The organism is Streptomyces sp. NPDC031670 (genome assembly GCF_055580545.1).
Genome location: NZ_JBVILC010000005.1, coordinates 49,215 through 73,764 on the forward strand (window position 1 = coordinate 49,215; position 24,550 = coordinate 73,764).

Annotated in this window: 22 protein-coding genes and 1 pseudogene; 1 reads left to right on the forward strand and 22 read right to left on the reverse strand. The window is 71.7% G+C overall.

Features of this window, described 5'->3' with window-relative positions:
• The 17 genes and pseudogenes from whiG to proS form a co-directional block, all read right to left on the reverse strand.
• Positions 1–843 carry an RNA polymerase sigma factor WhiG gene (whiG, locus tag ACZ5ID_RS11760; protein ID WP_468896300.1) on the reverse strand — a complete coding sequence of 281 codons (843 nt, stop codon included), beginning with the start codon at positions 841–843 and terminating at the stop codon, positions 1–3.
• A gap of 242 nt (positions 844–1,085) precedes the next feature.
• A complete protein-coding gene (dprA, locus tag ACZ5ID_RS11765; protein WP_468896303.1) occupies positions 1,086–2,363 on the reverse strand; it encodes a DNA-processing protein DprA in 1,278 nt (425 codons plus the stop codon).
• A complete protein-coding gene (locus ACZ5ID_RS11770; RefSeq protein WP_468896306.1) occupies positions 2,360–3,976 on the reverse strand; it encodes a YifB family Mg chelatase-like AAA ATPase in 1,617 nt (538 codons plus the stop codon). The genes dprA and ACZ5ID_RS11770 overlap by 4 nt, the downstream gene beginning before the upstream one ends.
• A complete protein-coding gene (locus ACZ5ID_RS11775) occupies positions 3,977–4,372 on the reverse strand; it encodes a YraN family protein (protein WP_406552572.1) in 396 nt (131 codons plus the stop codon).
• A 408-nt stretch (positions 4,373–4,780) separates the two neighbouring features.
• Positions 4,781–5,089, reverse strand: coding sequence for a DUF2469 domain-containing protein (locus ACZ5ID_RS11780; RefSeq protein ID WP_003965949.1), 309 nt, complete (start codon positions 5,087–5,089; stop codon positions 4,781–4,783).
• A gap of 56 nt (positions 5,090–5,145) precedes the next feature.
• A complete protein-coding gene (locus ACZ5ID_RS11785; RefSeq protein ID WP_468896310.1) occupies positions 5,146–5,706 on the reverse strand; it encodes an NUDIX hydrolase in 561 nt (186 codons plus the stop codon).
• Complete coding sequence (lepB, locus tag ACZ5ID_RS11790) at positions 5,696–6,427, reverse strand: signal peptidase I (RefSeq protein WP_468896313.1); 732 nt, start codon at positions 6,425–6,427, stop codon at positions 5,696–5,698. The genes ACZ5ID_RS11785 and lepB (ACZ5ID_RS11790) overlap by 11 nt, the downstream gene beginning before the upstream one ends.
• Positions 6,428–6,519: 92 nt before the next feature.
• Positions 6,520–7,461 carry a signal peptidase I gene (lepB, locus tag ACZ5ID_RS11795; protein WP_468896927.1) on the reverse strand — a complete coding sequence of 314 codons (942 nt, stop codon included), beginning with the start codon at positions 7,459–7,461 and terminating at the stop codon, positions 6,520–6,522.
• 349 nt (positions 7,462–7,810) lie between these two features.
• A pseudogene (lepB, locus tag ACZ5ID_RS11800) lies at positions 7,811–8,788 on the reverse strand (signal peptidase I); the annotation flags it as partial.
• Positions 8,781–9,554: a signal peptidase I gene (lepB, locus tag ACZ5ID_RS11805; protein WP_468896316.1), complete on the reverse strand. Its 774-nt coding sequence runs from the start codon at positions 9,552–9,554 to the stop codon at positions 8,781–8,783. The pseudogene lepB (ACZ5ID_RS11800) and the gene lepB (ACZ5ID_RS11805), both read right to left, overlap by 8 nt.
• Positions 9,555–9,632: 78 nt before the next feature.
• Positions 9,633–9,983, reverse strand: a complete 351-nt coding sequence (gene rplS, locus ACZ5ID_RS11810) for a 50S ribosomal protein L19 (protein ID WP_358835129.1) — start codon at positions 9,981–9,983, stop codon at positions 9,633–9,635.
• A gap of 164 nt (positions 9,984–10,147) precedes the next feature.
• Positions 10,148–10,969, reverse strand: a complete 822-nt coding sequence (gene trmD / locus ACZ5ID_RS11815; RefSeq protein ID WP_468896319.1) for a tRNA (guanosine(37)-N1)-methyltransferase TrmD — start codon at positions 10,967–10,969, stop codon at positions 10,148–10,150.
• Positions 10,969–11,586, reverse strand: coding sequence for a ribosome maturation factor RimM (gene rimM, locus ACZ5ID_RS11820; protein WP_468896322.1), 618 nt, complete (start codon positions 11,584–11,586; stop codon positions 10,969–10,971). The genes trmD and rimM overlap by 1 nt, the downstream gene beginning before the upstream one ends.
• A gap of 148 nt (positions 11,587–11,734) precedes the next feature.
• Positions 11,735–11,974 carry an RNA-binding protein gene (locus ACZ5ID_RS11825; RefSeq protein WP_358835126.1) on the reverse strand — a complete coding sequence of 80 codons (240 nt, stop codon included), beginning with the start codon at positions 11,972–11,974 and terminating at the stop codon, positions 11,735–11,737.
• Positions 11,975–11,976: 2 nt separating this feature from the next.
• Positions 11,977–12,417 carry a 30S ribosomal protein S16 gene (gene rpsP / locus ACZ5ID_RS11830; RefSeq protein ID WP_358835125.1) on the reverse strand — a complete coding sequence of 147 codons (441 nt, stop codon included), beginning with the start codon at positions 12,415–12,417 and terminating at the stop codon, positions 11,977–11,979.
• Positions 12,418–12,687: 270 nt separating this feature from the next.
• Positions 12,688–13,281 (reverse strand): hypothetical protein, encoded by a 594-nt coding sequence (locus ACZ5ID_RS11835; RefSeq protein ID WP_101390352.1) that lies wholly within the window; start codon positions 13,279–13,281, stop codon positions 12,688–12,690.
• A 260-nt stretch (positions 13,282–13,541) separates the two neighbouring features.
• Positions 13,542–14,954, reverse strand: coding sequence for a proline--tRNA ligase (proS, locus tag ACZ5ID_RS11840; RefSeq protein ID WP_468896327.1), 1,413 nt, complete (start codon positions 14,952–14,954; stop codon positions 13,542–13,544).
• Positions 14,955–15,121: 167 nt separating this feature from the next.
• Here proS and ACZ5ID_RS11845 point away from each other — a divergent pair, with 167 nt between their 5' ends.
• On the forward strand, positions 15,122–15,955 hold the full coding sequence (locus tag ACZ5ID_RS11845) for a methyltransferase domain-containing protein (RefSeq protein WP_468896330.1): 834 nt from the start codon (positions 15,122–15,124) through the stop codon (positions 15,953–15,955).
• 76 nt (positions 15,956–16,031) lie between these two features.
• On the opposite strand, the gene ftsH is transcribed toward ACZ5ID_RS11845, so the two are convergent.
• The 5 genes from ftsH to ACZ5ID_RS11870 all read right to left on the reverse strand — a co-directional run bounded on the left by ftsH (position 16,032) and on the right by ACZ5ID_RS11870 (position 24,461).
• On the reverse strand, positions 16,032–17,948 hold the full coding sequence (gene ftsH / locus ACZ5ID_RS11850) for an ATP-dependent zinc metalloprotease FtsH (RefSeq protein WP_468896333.1): 1,917 nt from the start codon (positions 17,946–17,948) through the stop codon (positions 16,032–16,034).
• A gap of 211 nt (positions 17,949–18,159) precedes the next feature.
• Entirely contained in the window at positions 18,160–19,701 is a 1,542-nt protein-coding gene (ffh, locus tag ACZ5ID_RS11855) for a signal recognition particle protein (RefSeq protein ID WP_468896336.1), read from the reverse strand.
• A 596-nt stretch (positions 19,702–20,297) separates the two neighbouring features.
• The gene (locus tag ACZ5ID_RS11860; protein WP_468896339.1) at positions 20,298–22,745 is read right to left on the reverse strand and encodes a [protein-PII] uridylyltransferase; all 2,448 of its coding nucleotides are present in this window, start codon (positions 22,743–22,745) and stop codon (positions 20,298–20,300) included.
• Positions 22,746–22,782: 37 nt separating this feature from the next.
• Positions 22,783–23,121, reverse strand: coding sequence for a P-II family nitrogen regulator (locus ACZ5ID_RS11865; protein WP_004924863.1), 339 nt, complete (start codon positions 23,119–23,121; stop codon positions 22,783–22,785).
• Positions 23,118–24,461 carry an ammonium transporter gene (locus tag ACZ5ID_RS11870; protein ID WP_468896342.1) on the reverse strand — a complete coding sequence of 448 codons (1,344 nt, stop codon included), beginning with the start codon at positions 24,459–24,461 and terminating at the stop codon, positions 23,118–23,120. The genes ACZ5ID_RS11865 and ACZ5ID_RS11870 overlap by 4 nt, the downstream gene beginning before the upstream one ends.
• Positions 24,462–24,550: the final 89 nt, after the last annotated feature.

The following is a 24,550-nucleotide window of genomic DNA, read 5'->3' on the forward strand; positions in this document are numbered from 1 at the left end:
TCAGCGGCCGACGTCGGCCAGCTTGGCCCGCAGCTGGAGGACGGACTTGGTGTGGATCTGGCTGACGCGGCTCTCGGTGACCCCGAGGACGTTGCCGATCTCGGCGAGGGTGAGGCCCTCGTAGTAGTAGAGGGTGACGACCGTCTTCTCGCGCTCCGGCAGGGTGTTGATGGCGCGGGCGAGCAGTCGGCGCAGCTCGCGGTCCTCGGCGACCTCGACGGGGTCGTCGGCGGCGGTGTCCTCCAGGGTGTCCATGAGGCTGAGCCGGTCGCCGCCCTCGCCTCCGGCGTGCAGCAGTTCTTCGAGGGCGACCACGTTGGCGAGCGACAACTGGCTGAAGACGGAGTGGAGTTCCTCGACGGCGATGCCCATCTCGGCCGCGACTTCGTTCTCGGAGGGGGTACGGCGCAGCTGTGCTTCGAGGGTCGCGTAGGCGCGCTCGACGGCGCGGGCCTTCTGTCGTACGGAGCGCGGGATCCAGTCGAGTGCGCGGAGTTCGTCGATCATCGCGCCGCGGATGCGTGTGATGGCGTAGGTCTCGAACTTGATGGCGCGTTCGATGTCGAACTTCTCGATGGCGTCGATGAGTCCGAAGACTCCGGAGGAGACGAAGTCGGCTTGTTCGACGTTGGGCGGCAGACCTACGCTCACGCGGCCCGCGACGTACTTGACCAGCGGCGAGTAGTGCAGGATCAGCTGTTCGCGCAGGCGCTCGTCGCCGCTGTTCTTGTACGAGCGCCACAGTTCGTCGACGGACGAGGGCGCCGGTGGTCGCACGGTGCCGCCGGCGCGGGCAGCGGGGGGAGCTGCCGTGCGATCAGACCCGGAGGTGTGCTGGGGCATTCGTTGCCTTGAGCCGTTCTGGTGTGACGTGAGCGGGGGGATTCTCTCTGCTGCGGGGTTCTCGTGAGCGTAGCGTGACCGGCTCGTTGCGGTGCGCGAACGTCGGGGGATCGGGGCGGTCCGGCACGGGCGGACGGGCGCGCGCGGGGGTGGGGGCCGTCGCCGGTCGCGTCGGTCCCGAAAGCGGTGGCGTGCGGCCCTCGGTGGTCATTGGCCTTACCTTTTCACCCGAATGCCCCAGGTCAAGCACCGCCTCGCCGGGTGCCCGGGGTGGGGAGCGGGGTTGTGGTCAACCGCCAGTCGTCTCCTTCGCGTTCCACGAACCCGAGGGAGTGGAGTTCGTACAGCCTGCCGAGGGCTTCCTCCGGAGTCGTTGCAGCCTCACGGGCGATGTCGCGTACGGCGAGGTTGCCGTGGGCGGGCAGGGCGTCGAGTACGCGTGCGGTGCCGGGGGCGAGGAGGTCCCGGGGCAGGACGGGGCCTCGGCGGGCCGGGGCGAGGTCGCCCATGTCCCCCACGAGTTCGATGATTTCGGCGGCGTCGGTGACGAGTGCGGCTTCGCCGCGCAGCAGTTCGTGGACTCCGGCGGAGAGTCCGCTGGTGGCGGGGCCGGGTACCCCTATGGTGTGGCGGCCGAGTCGTTGGGCGTTGCGTGCGGTGACGAGGGAGCCGCTGCGGTATTCGGCCTCGACCACGACGGTCCCCCGGGTGAGGGCGGCGATGACGCGGTTACGGAGGACGAACCGGCTGGGTGTGGGGTGGTCGCCGGGCGGCAACTCGGCTACGAGGACGCCCTGTTCGGCGATGCGGCCGATCAACTCGGTGTGGGCGCGGGGGTAGACGACGTCGACTCCGCTGGCGAGGACGGCGATGGTGGCGCCGCCTGCGGCGAGGGCGCCGCGGTGGGCGGCGCCGTCCACCCCGGCGGCGGCGCCGGAGACCACTACCCAGCCTTTTTCGGCGAGTCCGGCGCCGAGGGTGGCGCCCATGTGGGCGCCGTAGGGGGTACAGGCTCGTGCGCCGACCACGGCGACGGATTTCAGTGCCCAGAGCCGTAGGTCGGCGGGGCCGCGGAGCCAGAGGCCGATGGGGCGGCCGTCGCCGAGGTCGTCGAGCTGGGCGGGCCATTCGTGGTCGCCGGGGCAGATGAACCGGCCGCCGAGAGCGGCAAGCGTGGCCAGATCCCGCTGGGGGTCGGCGTCCGCCGCTCGTCTGCGGTATCCGGCGAGCCGTGCGGCGCTCACTCCGGTGAGTGGGTAGTCGGGGTTCTCGGGGGCGGTGAGCCGCTGTAGCAGTTCCACCGCCCCGTAAGTGCGCAGCCAGCGGCCGGCTCGCTCGTCCCCCGGCTCGATGACCCTGGCCAGCGCCGCCCGCGCCAGCCGTTCGGGGTCACCGGTTGGGCCGCCCGACACCCGACCGCTGGACGCCGGGTAACCCGGCGCATGACCGCCCTCGGCCGCGTGGAGCGCATCTCCGGAGCCGGCCGTCTCGCCGCCGGGGCCCGGTGCTCCCCCGCTCACCCGGCACCTCCTACGGGCAGTGGCGCGCCCCGGGAGATGCCTGTTCTGAGTTCCAGGGCGAGGCCGATGTGGGTTTCGTCGGGGCGGTCGTGGCCGCAGAGGTCGGCGAGGGTCCAGGCGACGCGCAGGACGCGGTCGAGGCCTCGGGCGGTCAGCAGGCCGCGTTCCATGTCCCGTTCGGCCGCGGCGAGGGCGCCGGGGGCTGTGACCCAGCGGGTGCGCAGTTCGTGGCCCGGGACTTCGCTGTTGGTGGTCCAGGGGGTGCCTTGGAGGCGGGCGGCGGCACGTTCCCGGGCGGTCAGGACGCGTTCGGCGACCTGTGCGCTGGATTCGCCGCGTCCGCCTTGGGTGAGGAGGTCCTCGCGCCGGACGGGTTCGGCTTCGACGCGCAGGTCGACGCGGTCGAGGAGGGGGCCGGAGAGCCTGGCCTGGTAGCGGCGGATGACGGATGGGGGGCATTCGCAGCCGGCGCCGTGGAGGGTGTGCCGGCCGCAGGGGCAGGGGTTGGCGGCGAGGACCATGAGGAAGCGGGCGGGGAGGCGGACGACGCCGGCGCTGCGGGCCACGACGACGTGTCCGGCTTCCAGGGGCTGGCGCAGTGAGTCCAGGGCCTTGCCGGTGAACTCGGGGGCTTCGTCGAGGAACAGGACGCCCCGGTGGGCGAGGGAGACGGCGCCGGGTCGTGGCAGGCCGTTGCCTCCGCCGACGAGGGACTGCATGGTCGCCGAGTGGTGGGGTGCGCAGTAGGGGGCTTTGTGGACGAGGGGTTTGCCGGGGGGCAGGATTCCGGCGACCGAGTGGATCGCGGTGACTTCGAGGGACTCCTGTCGGGTGAGCGGCGGCAGGATGCCGGGGAGCCGTTCGGCCAGCATGGTCTTGCCGGCGCCCGGCGGTCCGTACAGCAGCAGGTGGTGGCCGCCGGCGGCGGCTACTTCCAGGGCGGTGCGGGCGGTGCGCTGGCCGGCGACGTCGGCGAGGTCGGGCGGGCTGGTGTCGGCGTCGATGGACAGGCCGGTGCCGACTCCGGCGCCGGGGACGACCAGTCCGGCGAGCATGGCGTCGGGGCGGCCTTCCTGGTCGGGTTCCTCCTGGGGGACGGGTTCGTCGGTGAGGACGGCGATGAGCTGGCGCAGGCTGCGGACGCCGAGGACGGAGATGCCGGGGACGAGGGATGCTTCGGTGGCGGTCTGTTCGGGGACGACCACCTGCTCGTATCCGGCTTCCGCGGCGGCGAGGACGGCGGGCAGGATGCCGCGGACGGGGCGGACCCGGCCGTCGAGTCCGAGTTCGCCGATCATGACGAGGTCGGCGAGTTCTCTGGGGTCGATGCGTTCGGCGGCGCCGAGGACGGCGCAGGCGACGGCGAGGTCGAATCCGCTGCCGCTCTTGGGGACGGAGGCGGGGCTGAGGCCGACGGTGAGTTTCTTCTGGGGCCAGTCGCCGCCGGAGTTGACGACGGCGGCCCGGACGCGGTCGCGGCTTTCGCTGAGGCTCTTGTCGGGCAGGCCTACGAGGGTGAAGGCGGCGACGCCGGGTTCCAGGTCGGCCTGGACTTCGACGACGACGCCCTCGACGCCGACGAGCGCCACGGAGCAGGTTCGGGCGAATCCCATCTATGCCACCCCCCGGACGTGCTCGGCGCGGGGCGCGCCGCGGCGGGGCAGGACGACACCGACGAGGTCGATGCGGACGCCGCCGTGGGGTGGTCCTCCGTGGTCGGCGAGCCATCGCTCGGCGAGGTGCCTGAGCCGCTCGGCCTTGGCGGGGGTGACGGCCGCCATGGGGTGTTCGAACGGGCCGCCCGCTCTGCGGGTCTTGACCTCGCAGACCACCAGTACGTCGCCGTCGCGGGCGACGATGTCGATCTCTCCGGTCCGGCCGCTCCGCCAGTTGCGGGCGACCACGGTCATTCCGGCGTCGGCCAGCAGTCGGGCCGCAACGTCTTCGCCGTACTGTCCGAGCGCTCCTCGTGCGTTCATCTCGGCACCACCTCCGGCACCGACTGTCACGCACCCGCCGCCACCTTGTGGATCTTGGTGGACAGCCGGGCCATTGTGGATAACCCGGTCATCCGGAAGGTGGATCCTCCGCGATCCGTTGACGCCGACGGCACAGCGGGACCGTCGGATCGGCGTACCGGCCAGACCGGTGGACCGCCCGAGCCGACAGACGCCCCGACCCCGCGGACCGCCTGGGCCGACGGACAGGCAGTGGCCCCCGGACCAGCGGCGGGCAGGCGAGCATCATGGACACGCCGGAATCAGGCTGCCCGCGCGAGCACACCCGCTCAAGGGGCGAGTAGAGCCCGAGCCAAGCAGCGCGTCCGGGCCGTGCGGACCGTGGGGACCGGCCGAGCCAAGCAGCACCTCCGGGCCGCGCAGGAGCGCCCAGGCCGTACAAGACCGACCCACCCCCGCTCAGCCCCCCGGAAGCTCCAAATCGCTCTTATTGAGCTCCTCGATGTTCACGTCCTTGAACGTCAGAACACGCACCTGCTTCACGAAGCGAGCCGGCCTGTACATGTCCCACACCCAGGCATCGGCCATCGACACCTCGAAGAACACCTCGCCCTGGACCGAGTGCACCTGCATCTCGTAGTCGTTGGTGAGGTAGAAGCGCCGCTCGGTCTCGATCACATATTTGAACAGACCGACGACGTCGCGGTACTCCCGGTAGAGCTTCAGCTCCATCTCGGTCTCGTACTTTTCGAGGTCCTCGGCGCTCATGGCATGTTCCCCTTCAGCCGTGCGGTCCCCCTATTGTGCGTCAGCCCCCCGGACCCCTAGACGATTTCCGGAGCCAGGACCACCGGCACAGGCGGAGGACCCTCGTCGAGCAGCGTGCGCAGCAGCTCGGCGAGTCTGGTCGGGTACACCGTCTCACGGGCCGCCGACAGTTCGGCGGAGGTCCACCACCTCAGCCCCGTGGTACTGCGTCGTTCCAGCTCGGTGAGGTTGGTCGGCGCGGCCTCGGCCGAGGTGGTACGGGTGATACGGGTGGTACGGGCGAGGAAGTACCACTCGTCCTGGTTCCAGCGGCGGCCGTCGAAGGGGAACGAGCACTTCCGTTGCCACAGCACGGGGCCGAGCCGCACATCGGTGATCCCGGTCTCCTCGGCGAGTTCGCGCAGTGCGGCCTCTTCCCGGGTCTCGTCGCCCTCCAGGCCGCCGCCCGGGGTGAACCACCAGGTGTCGGCGGGGTCGTCCGGTTCGTGTCCGTGGATCAGCAGGATGCGGTCCTGCGGATCGAGCAGGACGACCCGGGCGACCCTGCGGAACTCCTCCGGCGCCTCGCCCCGCCCCCGCGGCCGGCTGGGGCCGGGGCCGCCGGTCTCAGCGGGCACCGGCCGCCGCCCTGCGCCGCCCGAACCGCCGTGCCAGGGGCCCGTACGCGGCGCCCACCACGATCAGTACGGCTCCGGCGACCACCGCGCCCACGACCAGCGTCAGCGGGCCGGGCTGGGAGATGCCGCCCGGGAGGGCCCTGAAGCCCGCCGGGCGCTCCAGCATGCCGTCCAGCGGCCAGGCCACGGCGTCCACGCGCGCGCTGACGGCCGAGCGCGGCACGGAGCCGTTCGCCGCGTCCTCCAGGTGCATCCGGGAGTCCAGGGAGACGTCGCGTTCGTCGCCGAGGAGGAAGAGCTGGCCCTTGGGGACGGTGGCGCTGAACCTGGTCGTGGAGGGAGCCGTGTTGTGCAGATACGGTTCGTCGATCTCACGGCCGTTGACGGTGAGCTTGCCGCCCCGGTCGCAGCACTTGACGGTGTCGCCGCCTATGCCGACGACCCGCTTGACCATGGGGACGTTGCCCCAGGCCTTGTCCTTGAAGATCACCACGTCGCCACGCTTCACGTCGGCGCCGTCGATGCGCTGGGCGAGGACCCGGTCGCCCGCCTTGACCGTCGGATTCATGGACTGGGTCGGCACCGTGTACGGCTTGTACTCGACGGCGCCCCAGGCGAACCCGCCGAGGAAGAGCACACAGCCGACGGCCACGGCCAGTCCCGACAGCAGATTGCCGAGACCACGGCCGCGGCCGTCGTCATTGCGTCCCGTTCCGCTCATCCCAGTGCTCCTCCCCCGGGCGCCCGCGTCCTGCGCGTGCTCCGGAGATCGACGATCTGGGACGGCACCCTACCCGGCGGTATCCCGCGCGGTCAGCCCTCTCGGGTGAGGCCGGCGTCCTCGATCGCGTCACTCGGGCGGGTGAGCCGGCGTCGGCGCCACAGCACGAGCGGCACCGCGCCCGCGAGCCCCGCGGCCACCGGGGCCGTCGAGGCCATGCCGTTGAGGCCCTTCTGGTCGAAGGTGCCCGGGATGCCGAGCCAGTCGATGCGGTTGAGCGGCCAGGCGATGGTGAAGGCGCGGCCGACTACCTCGTTGTCGGAGACCGTGCCGCCGCCGGGCAGCTCCTGGTGGTAGCGGGAGTCGAGCGAGTTCTGCCGGTGGTCGCCCATCACCCAGATCCGGCCCTTGGGGACCTTGATCGGGCCGAACGGCATGTCGTCGCAGGCACTGTCGCCGGGGTAGATGTACGGCTCGTTCAGGGCCTTGCCGTTGACCTTGACCGGGCCGCCCTTCTTGCACTCCACGGTGTCGCCGCCGGTCGCGATGACCCGCTTGATCAGGTCCTTCTCCTCGGCGGACGGCATCAGGCCGATGAAGCTGAGGAACTTCTGCACCACGTTGGGCTCGGCCGGCTTCTGGTCCTCCAGCCAGCCGCCCGGGTCGTGGAAGACGACGACCTCGCCGCGCTCGGGCGTGGAGCCGAACCACGGCGTCAGCTTGTCCACCAGGACCCGGTCACCGCGCTGGAGGGTGTCCTGCATCGAGTCCGAGGGGATCGAGAAGGCCTGCACCAGGAACGTCTTGATCAGCAGCGCGAGGATCAGCGCGATGCCGATGAGCAGCGGCAGCTCCTTCCAGAAGGAGCGCTGCTTCCTGGGGGCCGGGCCGCCGCCCGGCTCGCCGTCACCTCCCGAGCCGCCGTCGGCGGTGCCGCCACCGCCATCGCCCGCCCGGGCCTGTGCGGGAGAGTCGGCGGGCCCGTCCGGCCGCTCCTCGGGCTCGTCGTGTCCGGATCGTGCGCCGACCGCCAAATCCCCCACATCCACTCCTCACTCCGTGCCACCGCCCGCGCCGTGCCAGACGCAGGCCCACCACTCCCATAACGAGCGGGAGTTCCGCAGGGCTCGGGAGCCGGATCGCATCGTTCGATTTCGGGTCATCCGATATCGAGGTATGTACTGCCACTTCATATGATCTGCCGGGATCCGTGGCCGGATCCCGGGAGGACACCCTATGCGACGTGCCGAGTGCGGTGTCCGACCTGCCGGGCGCGTCCGGCACCGAGCCGAATGTCCCGGGTTCCTCCAGCCAGCGCCAGTGGTCGAAGGGCCAGCCGATCAGGACTGCCCGCCCGATGACCCCGTCCTCGGAGACGGTGCCGTGGTACGGCTCGTCGAGGTGGAAGCGGGAATCGGCCGAATTCGAGCGGTGGTCGCCCATCATGAAGAGCCGCCCCTCGGGCACCTTCACCTCGAAGGTGATCTCCGAGGGCGGGTTGCCGGGATGCACATACGGCTCGTCCAGGGGTCTGCCGTTGACCATGACCCTGCCGCTGCCGTCGCAGCACTTCACGGTGTCTCCGCCGACCGCGACGACCCGTTTGATCAGGTCCTGCTCGTTGTCGGAGGGCAGCAGGCCGATGAAGGTGAGGGCCTGTTTGACCTGTTTGACGACGACCGGGTCGCCGCCGCCGGTGGTCTTCTTCTCGTCCTTAAGCCAGCCGCCGGGGTCCTTGAACACCACCACGTCGCCGCGCTGGGGCCTGGAGCCGAACCAGGGCGTGAGCTTGTCGACGAGCACCCGGTCGCCGATGGTGATCGTCTCCTGCATGGACCCGGACGGGATCACGAAGGCCTGGACGAGGAACGTCTTCAGTACGAGGGCGATGAGCACCGCCACCCCGACCAGCAGCGGTATCTCCTTGACCGCGGATCTGCGCCTGCGCCGCTTCACCTTGCGGGCGAGCCTGCGCCGGTCGGCCCGGCCCTGCTGGGCGCGGCGGCCCGGCGGACGCGCGGGCGCGGGCGAAGTCGTGTCTTCACGCCCGCGTTGCGCAGGGCGCGTGGGCGCGGTCTCGGCGGCGGCCGGGGCGGGCTCCATGAGGTCGGCGGGCCCGGAGAGACCCGCGGAGCCCGACGCGTACGCCACCGGCTGCCCCGAGGCGGCGTAGGAGTCGCTGAGCGGGCCGGTCCCGGCCTCGCCGGGCGCCGTCTCGCGGCGGGCCGGGTCCGGCACGTCACCGCGCCCTCTGGTGCCCCTGGCTCCCCGCGCCGCGGCGCGGGAGGTCGGCCGCGTGCCCGTGGGCAGCGGCTCGTCCGCCGGCCGGGGTGCCGAGCGGGGGCGTCCGCGGCTACCCATGGGCGCCGCCCGGTGCGGGCACGCGCGCGAAGGCGCCGGAGCCGTCGACCCCCGACCAGCGGCCGAACGGCCAGCCGATCCAGTCGGCCCGCCCCACCACGTGGTCCACCGGCACCATGCCGCCGCCCGGCGAGCCCAGGTGGTCGCGGGAGTCGCTGGAGCGCGAGCGGTGGTCGCCCAGGACGAAGAGGGTGCCGTCGGGCACGACGATGTCGAACGGCACCTGGGAGGGGGCGTCGCCCGGGTGCACGTACTCCTCGGTCACCGGTGTCCCGTTCACCTGGACCCTCCCGCTCCTGTCACAGCACACGATCCGGTCGCCGCCCACTCCGACGACCCGCTTCACGTACACGTTCCCGGCCGGCTCCCTCAGACCGAGGGCCGCGACAGCTGAACGAAGGGCCCTGCCCACCGGGTTCCCCTCGGGCGGCTCGTCCGTGAAGGAGCCCCGGCCGTCGAAGACGACGACGTCACCGCGGGCCGGACCGCTCCCGAACCGGTACGCCAGCTTGTTGACCATGACCCGGTCGCCGACCTTCAGGGTGGGCTCCATGGAGCCGCTGGGGATGAGGAAGGGCTGCATCACGAAGTGGCTGAGCAGCAGCAGGAAGAGCAGGCATACCGCGGCCAGGGCCGCGCTCTTGCGCCAGGGCCCTTCCAGGTGGCCGGCGAGGGCGGGAAAACGCGCGGAGCGCGACCTCCGCTCCGGCCCCGGCTGAGGGGTGGAGGGGAGGTCGCGCTCCGTGTGCTGTGCTTCGGTGTCCATCGGGGGGTGAGCCTATCCGCCCGTCCTGTGGACCCGTACGCGCGCGTGGTGAGCCGTGGCTCACCGTCGAGCCGGAGCTCAGTTGTCGCGCTTCTCCTTGATCTTCGCGGCCTTGCCGCGGAGCTCGCGCAGGTAGTACAGCTTCGCGCGGCGGACGTCACCGCGGGTGACGAGCTCGATCTTCTCGAAGATCGGGGAGTTCACCGGGAAGGTGCGCTCGACGCCGACGGAGAAGGAGACCTTGCGGACCGTGAAGGTCTCGGAGACGCCGGCGCCCTGACGGCGGATGACAACGCCCTTGAACTGCTGGATACGGGAGCGGTTGCCCTCGATCACGCGGACGTGGACGTTGACGGTGTCACCCGGGCGGAAGGCCGGGACGTCGCTGCGCAGCGTCGCGGCGTTGACGGAGTCGAGCAGGCTGGCCATGTTCTTCTGCTTCCTCGCCGACGCCACAGGTCATCGGCGGAATTCGTGATGGGGTTCGAGGTGCTGTCCGCGGCCGGACCGCCGTGGGGCGACTCCCGCGTGCGCGGGGAACGCTTTGCCCTTCCCCCTGTGGCAGGGGCATGGGCCGGGCGTACAGCAGCGGCTTATTCTTCCACGTCCTGCGGCCTGCGCCAAAATCGGCCGCCGGGCTCGGGTGCCCAGCCGAGGATGGACAGCACCTCGCGGTCCTTCTTGTCGAAGGCGGAGGGGTCGCAGCGCTCGATGAGGTCGGGCCGGTTCTCGGCGGTGCGGCGGAAGGCCTCGTCCCGGCGCCAGCGGGCGATCCTGCCGTGGTGTCCGCTGAGCAGGACGTCGGGGATGCCGCGTCCGCGCCACTGGGGGGGCTTGGTGTACACCGGGCCTTCGAGGAGGTTGGCCATGGCGCCGGGGGCGAAGGAGTCGTCGCGGTGGGACTCGGCGTTGCCGAGGACGCCGGGCAGCAGCCGGGCCACGGCCTCGGTGATCACCAGGACGGCGGCCTCCCCGCCCGCGAGGACGTAGTCGCCGATGGACACCTCGTACACCGGGATGCGGGTGGCGTACTCGTCCATGACGCGGCGGTCGATGCCCTCGTAACGCGCGGGCGTGAAGATCAGCCACGGCTTGTGGGAGAGCTCGACGGCGAGTTCCTGGGTGAAGGGCCGTCCGCTGGGGGTGGGGACGACCATGACGGGGCCGTGCGCCCCCGCCTCGTAGCCGTCGGCCAGGGCGTCGTCGAGGCAGGCGCCCCAGGGCTCGGTCTTCATGACCATGCCGGGGCCGCCGCCGTAGGGGGTGTCGTCGACCGTGTTGTGCCGGTCGTGGGTCCACTCCCGCAGGTCGTGTACGTGGACGTCGAGCTGTCCACGCGCGCGTGCCTTGCCGACGAGGGAGACGTTCAGCGGCTCCAGGTACTCGGGGAAGATCGTGACGACGTCGAGCCGCATCAGCCGCGGGCCCCGTCTGTCTCGTCATCGCCGGTCTCGTCATCGCCGGTCTCGTCGTCCCCGGTCGCGTCGGCCCCGGCCTCGTCGCGGGCGGAGGCGATCTCGGCTCGGTCGTCGATCAGACCGGGCGGCGGGTCGATGACCGCGCGCTGCGCGTCGAGGTCGATCTCGGTGACGATCTCCCCGACGAACGGGATCATGACCTCGGTGCCGTCGGGCCGCTCCACGATGAACAGGTCCTGGGACGGCAGATGCGAGATCTCGGTGATCCGGCCGACCTCGGTGCCGTCGGTGAGGACCACGTCGAGGTCGATGAGCTGGTGGTCGTAGTACTCGTCGTCCTCGTCGGGGCGCTCTTCGGGGTCGACGTCGGCGATGAGCAGCGTGTTGCGCAGGGCCTCGGCGGCGGTCCGGTCGCGTACGCCCTCGAAGCGCAGCAGCAGGCGACCGCTGTGGACGCGGCCGGTCTCGATGGTGAGCGGTCCGGTGGAGGCCGGGTCGGTGGCCAGTACGGCGCCGGGGGCGAGCCGCAGCTCCGGCTCGTCGGTGCGGACCTCGACGGTGACCTCGCCCTTGATGCCGTGGGCGCGGCCGATCCGCGCGACTACCAGCTGCACGTCGTTCAACTTTCCTGTCGGATGCCTACGGTGTTTCGGTGACTTCAGCCCCGGGGGGACTACGGCTGTACAGACGACTGCGGGCCGGGGAGGGCACGGTGGCCCTCCCCGGCCCGAGCCGGCGCATCTGGTAAAACAACCAACTTTGTCAGTGGACCTGGTCCACGTCGACGAGGTCGACGCGGATTCCACGGCCACCGATGGCGCCCACGACGGTACGCAGGGCGCGGGCGGTGCGGCCGTTGCGGCCGATCACCTTGCCGAGGTCGTCGGGGTGGACCCGGACCTCCAGCACGCGCCCCTTGCGCAGGGCGCGCGAGGCGACCTGCACGTCGTCGGGGTTGTCGACGATGCCCTTCACGAGGTGCTCAAGAGCCTCCTCGAGCATGCTCAGGCCTCGGTCGACTCGGCGGCGTCGGCCGGAGCCTCGTCCGCCTTCTTGTCAGCCTTCTTGGCCTTGGGGGTGATGGCCTCACCCTTGGTGTCGTCGCCCTCGAGAGCCTTGGCGAACTCGTCGAAGGAGCGGCGCTTGCTCTCCTTCGTCTCCGGCTGCAGCAGCGGCGCGGGGGCCGGGAGGCCCTTGTGCGCCTGCCAGTCACCGGTGAGCTTCAGGATGGCGAGCACAGCCTCGGTGGGCTGGGCGCCCACGGACAGCCAGTACTGCGCACGCTCGGCGTTGACCTCGATGCGCGACGGGTTGTACGTCGGGTGGTAGATACCGATCTCTTCGATCGCGCGACCGTCACGGCGGGTGCGGGCGTCGGCGACGACGATGCGGTAGTGCGGCTGGCGAATCTTGCCGAGGCGCTTGAGCTTGATCTTGACTGCCACTGGAGTGGTGTCTCCTGGTCTTGACGTGGTTGGGCACAACGGGATGCCACGTGGGGTTGCGGTACTCAAAGTGCCCGATGGACGCGTCAGCCGGAGGCGAGAGGGTTCCTGTGCGGCTGTCGAGTACAGCTGTCCATTGTGCCACACGCCGGCGCCGGGCACGCCGGGGGTCCGTGGGGCACCCCCGGGCGGCACAGCGGCACAGTGGCACACCCGTGTGTGTCCGCGCCCGACGGCCCGCGCCGCCCCCGTCGGGCGGCCGGTCCGGGATCAGCTCGCCGCGGCCACGACCTCGGGGATACGGAAGGGCTTGCCGCAGCCGCCGCAGACGATCGGCGCCTGGGCGAGCACGGAGGGGACGACGCGCACATTGCGACCGCAGTCGCAGACGGCCTTGACGCGGACGCCGCCGCCCGAGGAGCCGTGTCGTGCCGCCGGGCCCCGGAAGGAGCGCTTGGTGTCGGCGGCGGTGGCCACGGTGTGCGCCTTGAGGGCCCGCTGCAGCCGCTCGATGGTCGGCCGGTAGCGGCGCCTCGCCTCGGGGTTCAGCGCGACCAGGGAGAAGCCGCTGCTGGGGTGCGGTTCCTCGGGATGGTCGAGACCGAGCTCCTCGGCGATGGCCAGGAATCTGCGGTTGTGGTACCGCCCGGCCCGGGATGTGTCGCGGACACCCCGGGCGGCGGCAATGCCGTGGACTGCTTCGTGGAGCAGTCGCTCGAAGGAGAGTTCGGCGCCGCAGGCGGACGACGACTCTCCGATCAGGGACTCGGGCGCGGCAAGGTCAGGCAGCTCGGGGTGGTACCGCTGAATGTCGGCCCACGCCTGCGCCAGCTCTGCGGCGAGAACAGGTGGTGTCGTGCTCACGTCGTGACAACGAGCCGGAGTGCCCCGGTGTTCCTATTCCGGGGCATCCCAAATAATTTGCACGTACCCGTCAGTTGCCGTTGATGCGTCCGGACGAGGGCGGGTGCGCTGATCTGCGGAGAAGCCTCACAGCTCGCACCAAGGTAGTACGTAGCGGCGCGTACGCCCCGGCGCGTAGATGATGTCCACGCGCCGGGATTCCAGGATTCGGCCGGTACGCAAGAGGCGTTTTCGGTCGACCGGAACAGGCCGCGGGCCGCTCAGTAGGAGCGGGCGACGATGGCGACGGTACCGGGTGCGTCGTCGGTCTCGGGGACCGACCCGTCCTCGGCGACCAGACACCGTACGGACACGGCCTGCTCGGCGAGCTTGGCCTCGCCCTCGGTGCCGAGCGTGGCCCACGGGATGCGCGCCCAGCCGCCCGCCGTGGCCGCCTCGGCGGCCTCTTCGAGGGTGTCGACATCGCTCGTACGGGACTCGCGGCGCTCGCGGGACTCGCGCAGCAGCTGCGCCTGGTCCTCCTCCAGGACCCTGGGCAGCAGTTCGCCGAGCGCGTCGATGGAGACGGGCTCCTTGCCGCCGGGGATGCGGCGGGCGAGCATCGCGGTGCCGGCCTCCAGGTCGCGGGGGCCGATCTCCACACGTACGGGCACGCCCTTGAGCTCCCAGTCGACCGCGCGGCGGCCGAAGGGGGTGTCCACGCGGTCGTCGACCTGGACGCGGATGCCCAGCGCCTTGAGGCGGGCGCCGACTTCGCGGACCTTGGCGACGGCCTCGTCACCCTTGATCGCCATGACGACGACCTGGACGTGCGCCAGGCGCGGCGGCACCCGCAGGCCGTTGTCGTCGCCGTGGGACATGATCAGACCGCCGACCATGCGGGTGGAGACGCCCCACGAGGTCTGCCAGACCAGCTCCTGCTTGCCTTCCTTGGACAGGTACCGGGTGTTGAAGGCCTTGGCGAAGTTGGTGCCGAGCTCATGGCTGGTGCCCAGCTGGAGGGCCTTGCCGTCGCCCATCATGCCTTCGAGGGTGAGGGTGTTGATGGCGCCGGCGAACCGCTCCTTGGCGGTCTTGCGGCCCAGGACCACGTCGATGCCCAGGACGTTGACCATGAAGTCCGCGTAGACGTCCCTGTGGATGCGCGCCGCGTAGTCGCGGGCGTCCTCGTAGGAGGCGTGCGCGGTGTGGCCCTCCTGCCAGAGGAACTCACTCGTACGGAGGAAGACGCGCGGGCGCATCTCCCAACGGACCACGTTGGCCCACTGGTTGATGAGCAGGGGCAGGTCCCGGTAGCTCTGCACCCACTTGGAGAAGTAGTCGTTGATGATCGTCTCGGAGGTGGGGCGCACCACGACGGGCTCTTCGAGCTCCTTGCCGCCACCGTGCGTGACCACCGCGAGCTCGGGCGCGAAGCCCTCGACGTGCTCAGCCTCGCGAGTCAGGTAAGACTGGGGGATGAACAGCGGGAAGTACGCGTTCTGGGCGCCCGCGTCCTTGATGCGTGCGTCCATCTCCTGCTGCATCCGCTCCCACAGGCCGTAGCCGTACGGTCGGATCACCATGGTGCCGCGCACCGGACCGTTGTCCGCGAGCTCGGCCTTGTTGATCAGATCCTGGTACCAGCGGGGGAAGTCTTCCGCCTGGGGCGTGAGAACGGGTGCCTTTGCCATGGCGCGAATGGTACGGGCCCGGTGGCCCCGAACGTGAATCGCCCTCCCTCTGGACGGGATGGCGGATGCGGAGTTCCCTTTGGCATACGGGGGGAGCGAGACCGCACGGGTACGGGGGCTTTCCATCAGCGCACAGCTGACCTCTTCCGCGGATTGGGGCGCTTTCCATGACACCTACGCTCGTCCGGCACCAGTCCCCCACGGCCTCGGCCTCGCCCGCGCGGGCGTCTGCCCGCGCGCGTGACTGGGCGGAGATCCAGGAGCGGATGCTGGTACCGCTCTACGAGGCGGTGTACGAGCGGCTGGAGGTGGGAGCAGCCACCCGGCTGCTCGGCCTGGGCTGCGGCTCCGGGCTGGCCCTGTTGATGGCGGCCACGCGCGGCGCGCGCGTGACGGGTGTCGACACCCGTCCGGAGCGGCTCGCGCTGGCCCGTGAGCGGCTGCGCCCGGACGGGGTGTGGGGGCCCGGCGGCGCCCGCCTCCTGGCGGGCGGTCCGGAGGCCGCCGCCGATCCGTCCGCGGCCCGCTACGACCTGGTGACGGCGTTCGAGCCGGTGGGCTGTGCGGCGGGCGACGCGGACGGCCTCGGGTCGGCGCTGGAGGCCGCGGTGGGGCTCGCCGAGCGCGGCGGCGCGGTGGTGCTGACGGGCTGGGGTCCGCCGGAGCGGTGTGCGACCTCGGGCGTGCTGCGGGTGGCGGCGCGGCTCACCGACTCCCCGCGCTGGCGGCCGAGCCTGCGCGACGACCTGGAAGATCTGGCCTCGCGGGCCGGTCTGCGGCCCGACGGGTCGGGCCGGGTGGCGTGCCCCTTCGGCTACGCGGACATCGACAGCGCGGTGCGCGGGCTGCTCTCGACGGGCCTGTTCGACGCGGCGGCCAGGGCCACCGACCAGGTCCAGGTGGAGAAGGAGCTGACGGAGGCGCTGCATCCGTATCTGCGGCAGGACGGCACGGTGTGGATGCCGAACGTGTTCCGCTATCTGATCGCCCGGACGCCCTGAGGCGCGCAAGGGTTAACCCCAGGCCCGGAGGGGTTCATCCGAGGCCCGGAGGGGTTCATCCGAGGCCCGGAGGGGTTCAGATGTCGGCCCTGGCCGTGCGCGGGATGCCGGCCGCACGGTAGGCGGCCTCCTCCTCCAGCGTCTCGTTCTTCAGCAGCGCCTCGGCGAGCGCGTCCAGCCGGGGGCGGTGCTCGCGCAGCAGCCGGCACGCCTCGGCGTAGCACTCGTCGACGATGCGGCGCATCTCGGTGGCGATGGCGTCCAGGGTCTCGGGGGCGGCGGCGAGTCCGTACGCCTGCTGGGAGTCGCCGGGCAGCGCGGTGAGGGGGCCGATCTTCTTGCTCATGCCCCACCGGGCGACCATGCCGCGCGCGAGGTTGGTGACCTGTTCGAGGTCGTTCTCGGCGCCGGTGGTGACCACGTCGAAGACGATGTGCTCGGCCGCCATGCCGCCGAGGGCGCCGATGATGCGACCGCGCAGATAGTCCTCGGTGTACGCGTACTTGTCGGCGTCCGGGGTGGACAGCGTCACGCCGAGAGCCCGCCCCCGGGGCACGATGGTGATCTTGCGGACGGGGTCGGCGCCGGGCTGGAGCATGCCGAGCAGGGCGTGGCCGCTCTCGTGGTAGGCGGTGCGGCGGCGCTCCTCCTCGGGCATCACCAGCGGCCGTTCGGCGCCGAGCTGGACCTTCTCCAGGGCGTCGGAGAGGTCCGACTGGGTGACCTCGCTCTGGCGGCGCTTGACGGCGAGCAGGGCCGCCTCGTTGGCGAGGTTGGCGAGTTCGGCGCCGGTCATGCCGGGGGTGGTGCGGGCCAGCTGGGCGAGGTCCACGTCCCGCGCCATCGGGATCTCCCGGGTGTGGATCTTCAGGATGGACTCGCGTCCGCCCCGGTCGGGCGGGCTGACCTGCACGATCCGGTCGAATCTGCCGGGCCGGGTGAGCGCCGGGTCCAGGACGTCGGCCCGGTTGGTGGCGGCGATGACGACGACGCCCTCGGACCCGGAGAAGCCGTCCATCTCGGTGAGGATCTGGTTGAGCGTCTGCTCGCGCTCGTCGTGGCCGCCCATTCCGGCGCCGGCGCCGCGCGCCCGTCCGATGGTGTCGATCTCGTCGATGAAGATGATGGCGGGGGCCACCTTGCGTGCCTCGGCGAACAGTTCGCGTACCCGCGAGGCGCCCACGCCCACGATCATCTCGATGAACTCCGACGCCGAGGCGGAGAAGAACGGCACCCCCGCCTCACCCGCCACGGCCCGCGCGAGCAGGGTCTTGCCGGTGCCGGGCGGGCCCGCGAGCAGGACGCCGCCGGGCATGCGGGCGCCCATCTTGCGGTAGTCGGTGGGGTTCTTGAGGAAATCCACGACGTCGTTGAGCTCGCCCTCGACCTCGTCGATGCCCGCCACGTCCTCGAACGTGGTGCGTTTGTCCTCGGTCAGTTCGACCGGTTTGGGCGGCGCCTTGCGCCCCAGCATCCCGCCGCCCATCCGCGCGCTCATCCGCCGCGCGACGAACAGCCACAGGACGACGAGCAGGAGCATCGGGGCGAGCGAGATGAGCAGGTTGGCCAGGAAGCTGCGGTGCTCGACGACCGGCTGGGCGGTGACCGTGACCTTCTGCTTGGTCAGCTGCGCCCAGAGGTCGTCGTCGGCGAAGGTGGGCCGCTGGGTGGTGAACTTCGTGTACTTGTCACTGCCGCCGGGCACGGTCTGGGAGCTCTTGAGCTGTCCCTGGATGGCGTCGCCCTTGGAGTAGATCTTCTCCACGTTGCCGGCGGCGACCTGCCTGCTGAACTCGGTGTACGACAGCGTCGGCTCGTTCGCCTCGTCGAAGAACGACAGGATCAGATTGGTGATCAGGTAGACGACGAGCGCGGTGAGGATGAGGCTGCCCCAGCCCCCGGGCATCTTGCGCTTCGGCGGGGGCGGCGGGGGCGCGCCCTCGGAGCGCCACGGCTGGTCGGTGCGATCGCGTGGGGGTACGGGACTGGGCACGCTGCTCTCCTCTGGCCGGTACGGCGATTATCGAAGAGCGGGTGGAGCGAGGCATTCCGGGTGGGCCGAAGGGACGGGGAACGCGAGAGGGGCCCGCGGCCGGAACGGCAGCGGGCCCCTCTCTTCCGTACAAGGAGGTACGAGCTTCCGTACCAGGAGGTACGAGAGGACGGGCGGGTCCTCGTACGGGACGTACGTACGTACGGGCCGGTCAGCCCATGAACTTCTTGAAGGCGTCGGGCAGTTCGAAGTCCTGCGGGACCTGGGCGGCGCCGGGCAGCGCCTGGGGGCCCTGCTCGCGGCGGGCGGCGGCGGCCTCTTCCTCGGCCTTGCGCTTCAGCGGGTTGCCGCTCTTGCGCTTGCCCTTGGCCTGCTTCTGCTGCTTCTTCTGCCGGCCGGGACCGCCACCCATGCCCGGCATGCCGGGCATACCGGGCAGGCCACCGCCCTGGGCCATCCGCGACATCATCTTGCGGGCCTCGAAGAACCGCTCGACGAGGTTCTTGACGGCGCTGACCTCGACGCCGGAACCCTTGGCGATACGGGCGCGGCGCGAGCCGTTGAGGATGGTGGGGTCGTGGCGCTCGCCCGGGGTCATCGACTTGATGATCGCGGCGGTGCGGTCCACGTCGCGCTCGTCGATGTTGTTGATCTGGTCCTTGATCTGCCCCATGCCGGGCAGCATGCCGAGCAGCTTGGAGATGGAGCCCATCTTGCGGACCTGCTCCATCTGCGCCAGGAAGTCGTCGAGCGTGAAGTCCTGGCCCTTCTTGGACGCCAGCTTGGAGGCCATCTTCTCGGCCTCTTCTTGGCTGAACGTCTTCTCCGCCTGCTCGATCAGGGTGAGCAGGTCACCCATGTCGAGGATGCGCGACGCCATGCGGTCCGGGTGGAACGCGTCGAAGTCGTCGAGCTTCTCGCCGTTGGAGGCGAACATGATCTGCTTGCCGGTGACGTGCGCGATGGACAGCGCGGCGCCGCCGCGGGCGTCGCCGTCGAGCTTGGAGAGCACCACGCCGTCGAAGCCGACGCCGTCGCGGAAGGCCTCGGCGGTGTTGACCGCGTCCTGGCCGATCATGGCGTCGACGACGAAGAGGATCTCGTCGGGCTTGACGGCGTCGCGGATGTCCGCGGCCTGCCGCATCATCTCCTGGTCGATGCCGAGGCGGCCGGCGGTGTCGACGACGACCACGTCGTACTGCTTCGACCGGGCGTACTCGATGGAGTCCTGGGCGACCTTGACCGGGTCGCCCACGCCGTTGCCGGGCTCGGGCGCGTACACGGCGACGCCGGCGCGCTCGGCCACGACGGAGAGCTGGTTGACGGCGTTCGGCCGCTGGAGGTCACAGGCGACGAGCAGGGGCGCGTGGCCCTGGCCCTTCAGCCAGTGGCCGAGCTTTCCGGCGAGCGTCGTCTTACCGGCGCCCTGGAGGCCGGCGAGCATGATGACCGTCGGGGCGGTCTTGGCGAACCGCAGCCGGCGGGTCTCACCACCGAGGATGGTGATGAGCTCCTCGTTGACGATCTTGACGACCTGCTGGGCGGGGTTGAGCGCCTGGGAGACCTCCGCGCCGGACGCGCGCTCCTTGACCTGCTTGATGAAGGCGCGGACGACGGGCAGGGCGACGTCGGCCTCGAGCAGGGCGATGCGGATCTCGCGTGCCGTGGCGTCGATGTCCGCCTCGGACAGGCGGCCCTTGCCCCGGAGGTTCTTGAATGTCGCGCTGAGGCGGTCGGAGAGGGTGTCGAACACGGTGGTCGCGGATCCTCGGCTCGTAGGGCGGTCGGGTGAACGCCCCCCAGGGTATCCCGGGAGAGGTTTTCCCCACCCCGCCCCGTTGCGTTGTCCCTCCGGGGGATGGGGTGCCTTTTTGTCTGCGGGCGGGGTGGGGGGTGCTCGCGCAGTTCCCCGCGCCCCTTCTGGGCCGGGTGTTCGCCTGCGGACCGGCCTGGGTTGCTCGCGCAGTTCCCCGCGCCCCTTCTGGGCCCGGTCTTTGTCTGCGGGTCCGTCTTGGGCTGGTCGCGCAGTTCCCCGCGCCCCTTGGGGGTTGGGGGTGCTGTATCTGCCGATCCTCGGGCGGGGAGCACATCAGCCCCTCCGGCGTTTGAGGAGCGGGGTCCGGGGCGGAGCCCCGAAGCGGGGACGGGTGCAGCCCCGAAGCGGGGACGGGTGCAGCCCCAGCCGGGGTACAGAGGGCGCAGCCCCGTGGCGGGGGCCGGGGGCGCAGCCCCCTAGCGGGGTGCAGGGGCCGCAGGCCCCGCAGGGGGGGGGGCCGGGGGCGTAGCCCCCGGGACTGGCCTCAGCCCCCGCCCACCCCCGGAGGGTTTGGGGAAGGGGCGGGGTGGGGGCTAACCCCCCGTCGGGGCCAGCGCGCGCTCCACCCCCCGCGCCACCCCCGCCGCCACCTCCACCCCCAGCGGCTCCCCTCCCCCGTCCGTCACATAGAACGCGTCCACCGCGTTCGCCCCCAGCGTCGACACATGCGCGCTCCGCACCCGTACCCCCGCCCGGTCCAGTTCCCGGCCGATCCGGTGCAGCAGGCCCGGCGCGTCCTGGGCGCGGACCTCGATCACCGTGGCCAGGCGGGACGCCGCCGGGGCGACCGTGACGCGCGGCGGAGGGGCGGCCGGGCCCCGGCGGCGGGCCGCCTCGCGTTCGGCGAGGCGGGCGGGAAGGTCCAGGGAGCCGTCCAGCGCGCGGACCAGATCGGCGCGGAGCCGGGCCGCCTGCGGGAGCGAGCCGTACTCCGCCGCCACCCGCCAGTCCAGCAGCAGGATCTCCTCGGCCAGCGGATCCGGTAGCTCGATCGCCCGCAGCTCCGCCGTCCGTACGGTCAGGCGGTGCATCGCCAGCACCCCCGCCACCGCCGGCAGCACCCCGGGCCGGTCCGGGACGGCGATCAGCAGTTCCACGCCGAGCGGCTCGCGGGCCGCCTCGTCGGCCGGCTCCTCCGGGTGGGCGCGCAGCGACAGGACCGGCCCGCGCGTGCGGTGGGCCTCCATCGCGAGGCGTTCCTGCTCGGCCGTGGCGACGGGCGGTACGGGGTCGGCCGGCTCGCCCGCCAGTACCGCCGCCGCCCGCTTCACCAGGTCCGCCACCAGCGAGCCGCGCCAGGAGGACCAGGCCGCGGGGCCCGTGGCGAGGGCGTCCGCCTCGGTGAGGGCGTGCAGGAGTTCCAGCGTGGACGCCGTTCCGACCGCCTCCGCCACCGCCCGTACCGTCGCGGGGTCGTCCAGGTCGCGCCGCGTCGCCGTCTCGACGAGCAGCAGATGGTGGCGTACGAGCGCGGCGATCACGGCCACGTCGTCCTTGTCGAAGCCGATCCTGGCGGCCACGTCGCGCGCGATGACCTCGCCCGCCACGCTGTGGTCGCCGGGCCAGCCCTTGCCGATGTCGTGGAGGAGGGCCGCGACCAGGAGCAGGTCGGGCCGGTGGACGCGGCGGGTGAGCGAGGAGGCCCGTACGGCCGTCTCCACCAGGTGGCGGTCGACGGTCCAGGTGTGCACGGCGTTGCGCTGCGGGCGGCAGCGCACCCGCTCCCAGTCGGGCAGCAGCCGGGTGATCAGGCCCTCGGCCTCCAGCGCCTCCCAGACGGGCACGGTGGACTCCCCCGCGCCCAGCAGTGTCACCAGCTCCTCGCGGGCCTCGGCGGGCCAGGGCACCGGCAGCGGCCGGGCCGCCGCGGCGAGCCGGCGTACCGCGTGCAGTGACAGCGGCAGCCCGGAGCGGGCGGCTGCCGCGGCGGCCCGCAGCGGCAGCACCGGGTCGCGTTCGGGTTTCGCGGCGAGCGCGAGCACCACCTCGCCGTCCTGCTCGACGACGCCCTCGGCGAGCGGGGTCCGCTCGGGGGCGGCCGTGCGTCCGCCGAGCAGGCTCCGCAGCCGGGGCCGCGCCGAGCGGGCCCGCAGGACCCGCCCGACCTCGCGCCAGGTGACGTCACTGGCGTACGAGATGGTCCGCGCGGCCTCGTACACCTGCCGCAGCAGCACGTCCGCGTCCAGCACGCCGAGCGCGTCGGCGACCGCGTCCTGCTCCTGGAGGGCGAGTCGGTCGGTGGCGCGGCCGGTGACCAGGTGCAGCGCGTCGCGGACGTCCAGGAGCCGCCGCCGGGCCTCGTCCAGGCCCTCGCGGGGCGCGTCCGCGAGCCAGGACGCGGCGACCGCGCGCAGGGCGGTGGCGTCCCGCAGCCCGCCGCGCGCCTCCTTGAGGTCGGGTTCGAGCAGGAACTGCAACTCGCCCTGGCGCTCGGCCCGTTCGCGGCAGAGCGCGTCGAGTTCGGGCAGCCGTTTGGGGGCGAGGTTGCGCCAGTCGGCGAGGACGGTGGTGCGCAGGGCGGCGGTCAGGCTCTGCTCACCGGCCAGATGGCGGGCGTCCAGGAGGCCGAGGTGCACCTTGAGGTCGGCGCCCGCGGCTCTGCGCGCCTCGGCGGGGGTGCGCACGGAGTGGTCGAGGGCCAGGCCCAGGTCCCACACCGGGTACCAGAGGCCGTCGGCGAGCGCGGAGACGGCGCTCGCGCTCGCGCCGCCGTCGTGGACGAGCACCAGGTCGAGGTCGCTGCGGGGCGACAGCTCGCCGCGTCCGTAGCCGCCGACCGCCAGCAGGGCGGCGCCGCGCACCCCGGCCGTGCGGGCGGCGGCGGTGAAGAGCCGCTCCAGCCACGCGTCGGTGAGCCGGGCCAGGGCGGCACGGCGCGGCGGCCCGGACCGCGCCTCCTGTTGGAGGAGGCGCAGCCGGGCCGCCGCGTAGCCGCCGGATCCGGAGTCCTCTGTCTCTGTGCTGGCTTCCACACTCGTCACCCGGCAGCTCCTGTCCGTACCCGATCGGGGGGCCAACTCAGAGGGCGTCGGGGCCGCGTTCGCCGGTGCGGACCCTCACCGCCGTCTCGACCGGCACACTCCACACCTTGCCGTCGCCGATCTTCCCGGTCCTGGCGGCCTTGACCACGACGTCGATCAGCTGCTCGGCGTCGTCGTCCTCGACCAGCACCTCGATGCGGATCTTGGGGACGAGGTCGACGGTGTACTCGGCGCCGCGGTAGACCTCGGTGTGGCCGCGCTGGCGTCCGTATCCGCTGGCCTCGGTGACCGTGAGGCCGTGGACCCCGAAGGCCTGGAGGGCTTCCTTGATCTCGTCCAGGCGGTGCGGCTTGACGACCGCGGTGATCAGCTTCATGCGTCCACCTTCTTGTTCTGCGCTGCCTTCTCGCTCGCGGCCGGGGCGTGCGTGCGGACGGCGGTGCCGCCGCCGGCGCCGCTGAAGTCGTACGCCGTCTCGGCGTGCTCGACCTGGTCGATGCCCGAGACCTCGTCGTCCTCGGTGACCCGCATCCCCATCGTCCTGTCGAGCAGGAAGGCCAGGGCCGCGGAGACGACGAGCGAGTAGCCGAGGACCGCGCCGACGCCGATGGCCTGCTTGCCGAGCTGGTCGAGGCCGCCGCCGTAGAAGAGGCCCTTGGCGTCGGACTGTACGCCGCCGGTGGCGAAGAGGCCGACGAGGAGGGAGCCGGCGATGCCGCCGACCATGTGGACGCCGACGACGTCGAGGGAGTCGTCGAACCCGAAGCGGTACTTGAGGCCGACGGCCATGGCGCACAGCACACCCGCGATGGCGCCGACCGCGATCGCGCCCAGCGGGCTGACGCAGCCGCCGGACGGGGTGATGGCGACGAGGCCCGCGACCGCGCCGGAGGCGGCGCCGAGCGTGGTGAAGGAGCCGTGGCGCAGCTTCTCGTAGCCGAGCCAGGCGAGCATGGCGGCGGCGGTGGCGACCTGGGTGTTGACGAACATCACGGCGCCCACGCCGTCGTCGTTGCCGAGCCAGGAGCCGGCGTTGAAGCCGAACCAGCCGAACCACAGCAGGCCCGCTCCGAGCATGACCAGCGGCAGGCTGTGCGGTCGCATCGGGTCCTTCTTGAAGCCGACGCGCTTGCCGATGACGAGGATGACGCCGAGGGCCGCCGCTCCGGCGTTGATGTGGACGGCAGTGCCGCCCGCGAAGTCGATGACGCCCTTCTTGAAGAGCCAGCCGTCGGAGGCCCACACCCAGTGTGCGACCGGGAAGTAGACGACCGTGACCCACAGGGTGATGAACAGCGCCCAGGCGCTGAACTTGACGCGGTCGGCGAGCGCGCCGCTGATCAGCGCCGGGGTGATGACCGCGAACATCAGCTGGAAGACCGCGAAGACGTAGACCGGGACGGTGTAGCCGGGCCAGAGCTGGACGATGCCGATGCCGCTGAGCCCGAAGTAGTCCCTGGACCAGCCGATGAAGCCGTTGGACTCGCCGAAGCTGAGGCTGAAGCCGTACATCACCCACAGGATCGTGACGATCCCGAGGCTGATGAAGCTCATCATGAGCATGTTGAGTGTGCTCTTGACGCGGACCATGCCTCCGTAGAAGAAGGCGAGGCCGGGGGTCATGAGCATCACCAGCGCTGAGCAGATCAGCATGAACCCGGTGTTGGCGCTGGACAGCTGAGGCGTGTCGGCTGCGAGCGTGATGCCTGGGGGCATCGGCGTCTCCTCGTCGTCGGTACGGCGGCCCGTGCGGGGGCGAACGAGTGGCTGCGAAAGGGTGGGCCGTTATGCGCCATGAGGTTGGC

What these genes read in the sequence shown, in the direction of transcription:
- ACZ5ID_RS11770 (WP_468896306.1), bottom strand. Translation starts at nt 3,976, where the DNA reads ATGGGATTCGCCCGAACCTGCTCCGTGGCGCTCGTCGGCGTCGAGGGC.
- trmD (WP_468896319.1), bottom strand. Translation starts at nt 10,969, where the DNA reads ATGCGGCTCGACGTCGTCACGATCTTCCCCGAGTACCTGGAGCCGCTG.
- lepB (WP_468896316.1), bottom strand. Translation starts at nt 9,554, where the DNA reads ATGGACACCGAAGCACAGCACACGGAGCGCGACCTCCCCTCCACCCCT.
- ACZ5ID_RS11845 (WP_468896330.1), top strand. Translation starts at nt 15,122, where the DNA reads ATGACACCTACGCTCGTCCGGCACCAGTCCCCCACGGCCTCGGCCTCG.
- proS (WP_468896327.1), bottom strand. Translation starts at nt 14,954, where the DNA reads ATGGCAAAGGCACCCGTTCTCACGCCCCAGGCGGAAGACTTCCCCCGC.
- ACZ5ID_RS11870 (WP_468896342.1), bottom strand. Translation starts at nt 24,461, where the DNA reads ATGCCCCCAGGCATCACGCTCGCAGCCGACACGCCTCAGCTGTCCAGC.
- lepB (WP_468896313.1), bottom strand. Translation starts at nt 6,427, where the DNA reads ATGAGCGGAACGGGACGCAATGACGACGGCCGCGGCCGTGGTCTCGGC.
- rplS (WP_358835129.1), bottom strand. Translation starts at nt 9,983, where the DNA reads ATGGCCAGCCTGCTCGACTCCGTCAACGCCGCGACGCTGCGCAGCGAC.
- whiG (WP_468896300.1), bottom strand. Translation starts at nt 843, where the DNA reads ATGCCCCAGCACACCTCCGGGTCTGATCGCACGGCAGCTCCCCCCGCT.
- ACZ5ID_RS11780 (WP_003965949.1), bottom strand. Translation starts at nt 5,089, where the DNA reads ATGAGCGCCGAGGACCTCGAAAAGTACGAGACCGAGATGGAGCTGAAG.
- ACZ5ID_RS11825 (WP_358835126.1), bottom strand. Translation starts at nt 11,974, where the DNA reads ATGCTCGAGGAGGCTCTTGAGCACCTCGTGAAGGGCATCGTCGACAAC.
- ACZ5ID_RS11865 (WP_004924863.1), bottom strand. Translation starts at nt 23,121, where the DNA reads ATGAAGCTGATCACCGCGGTCGTCAAGCCGCACCGCCTGGACGAGATC.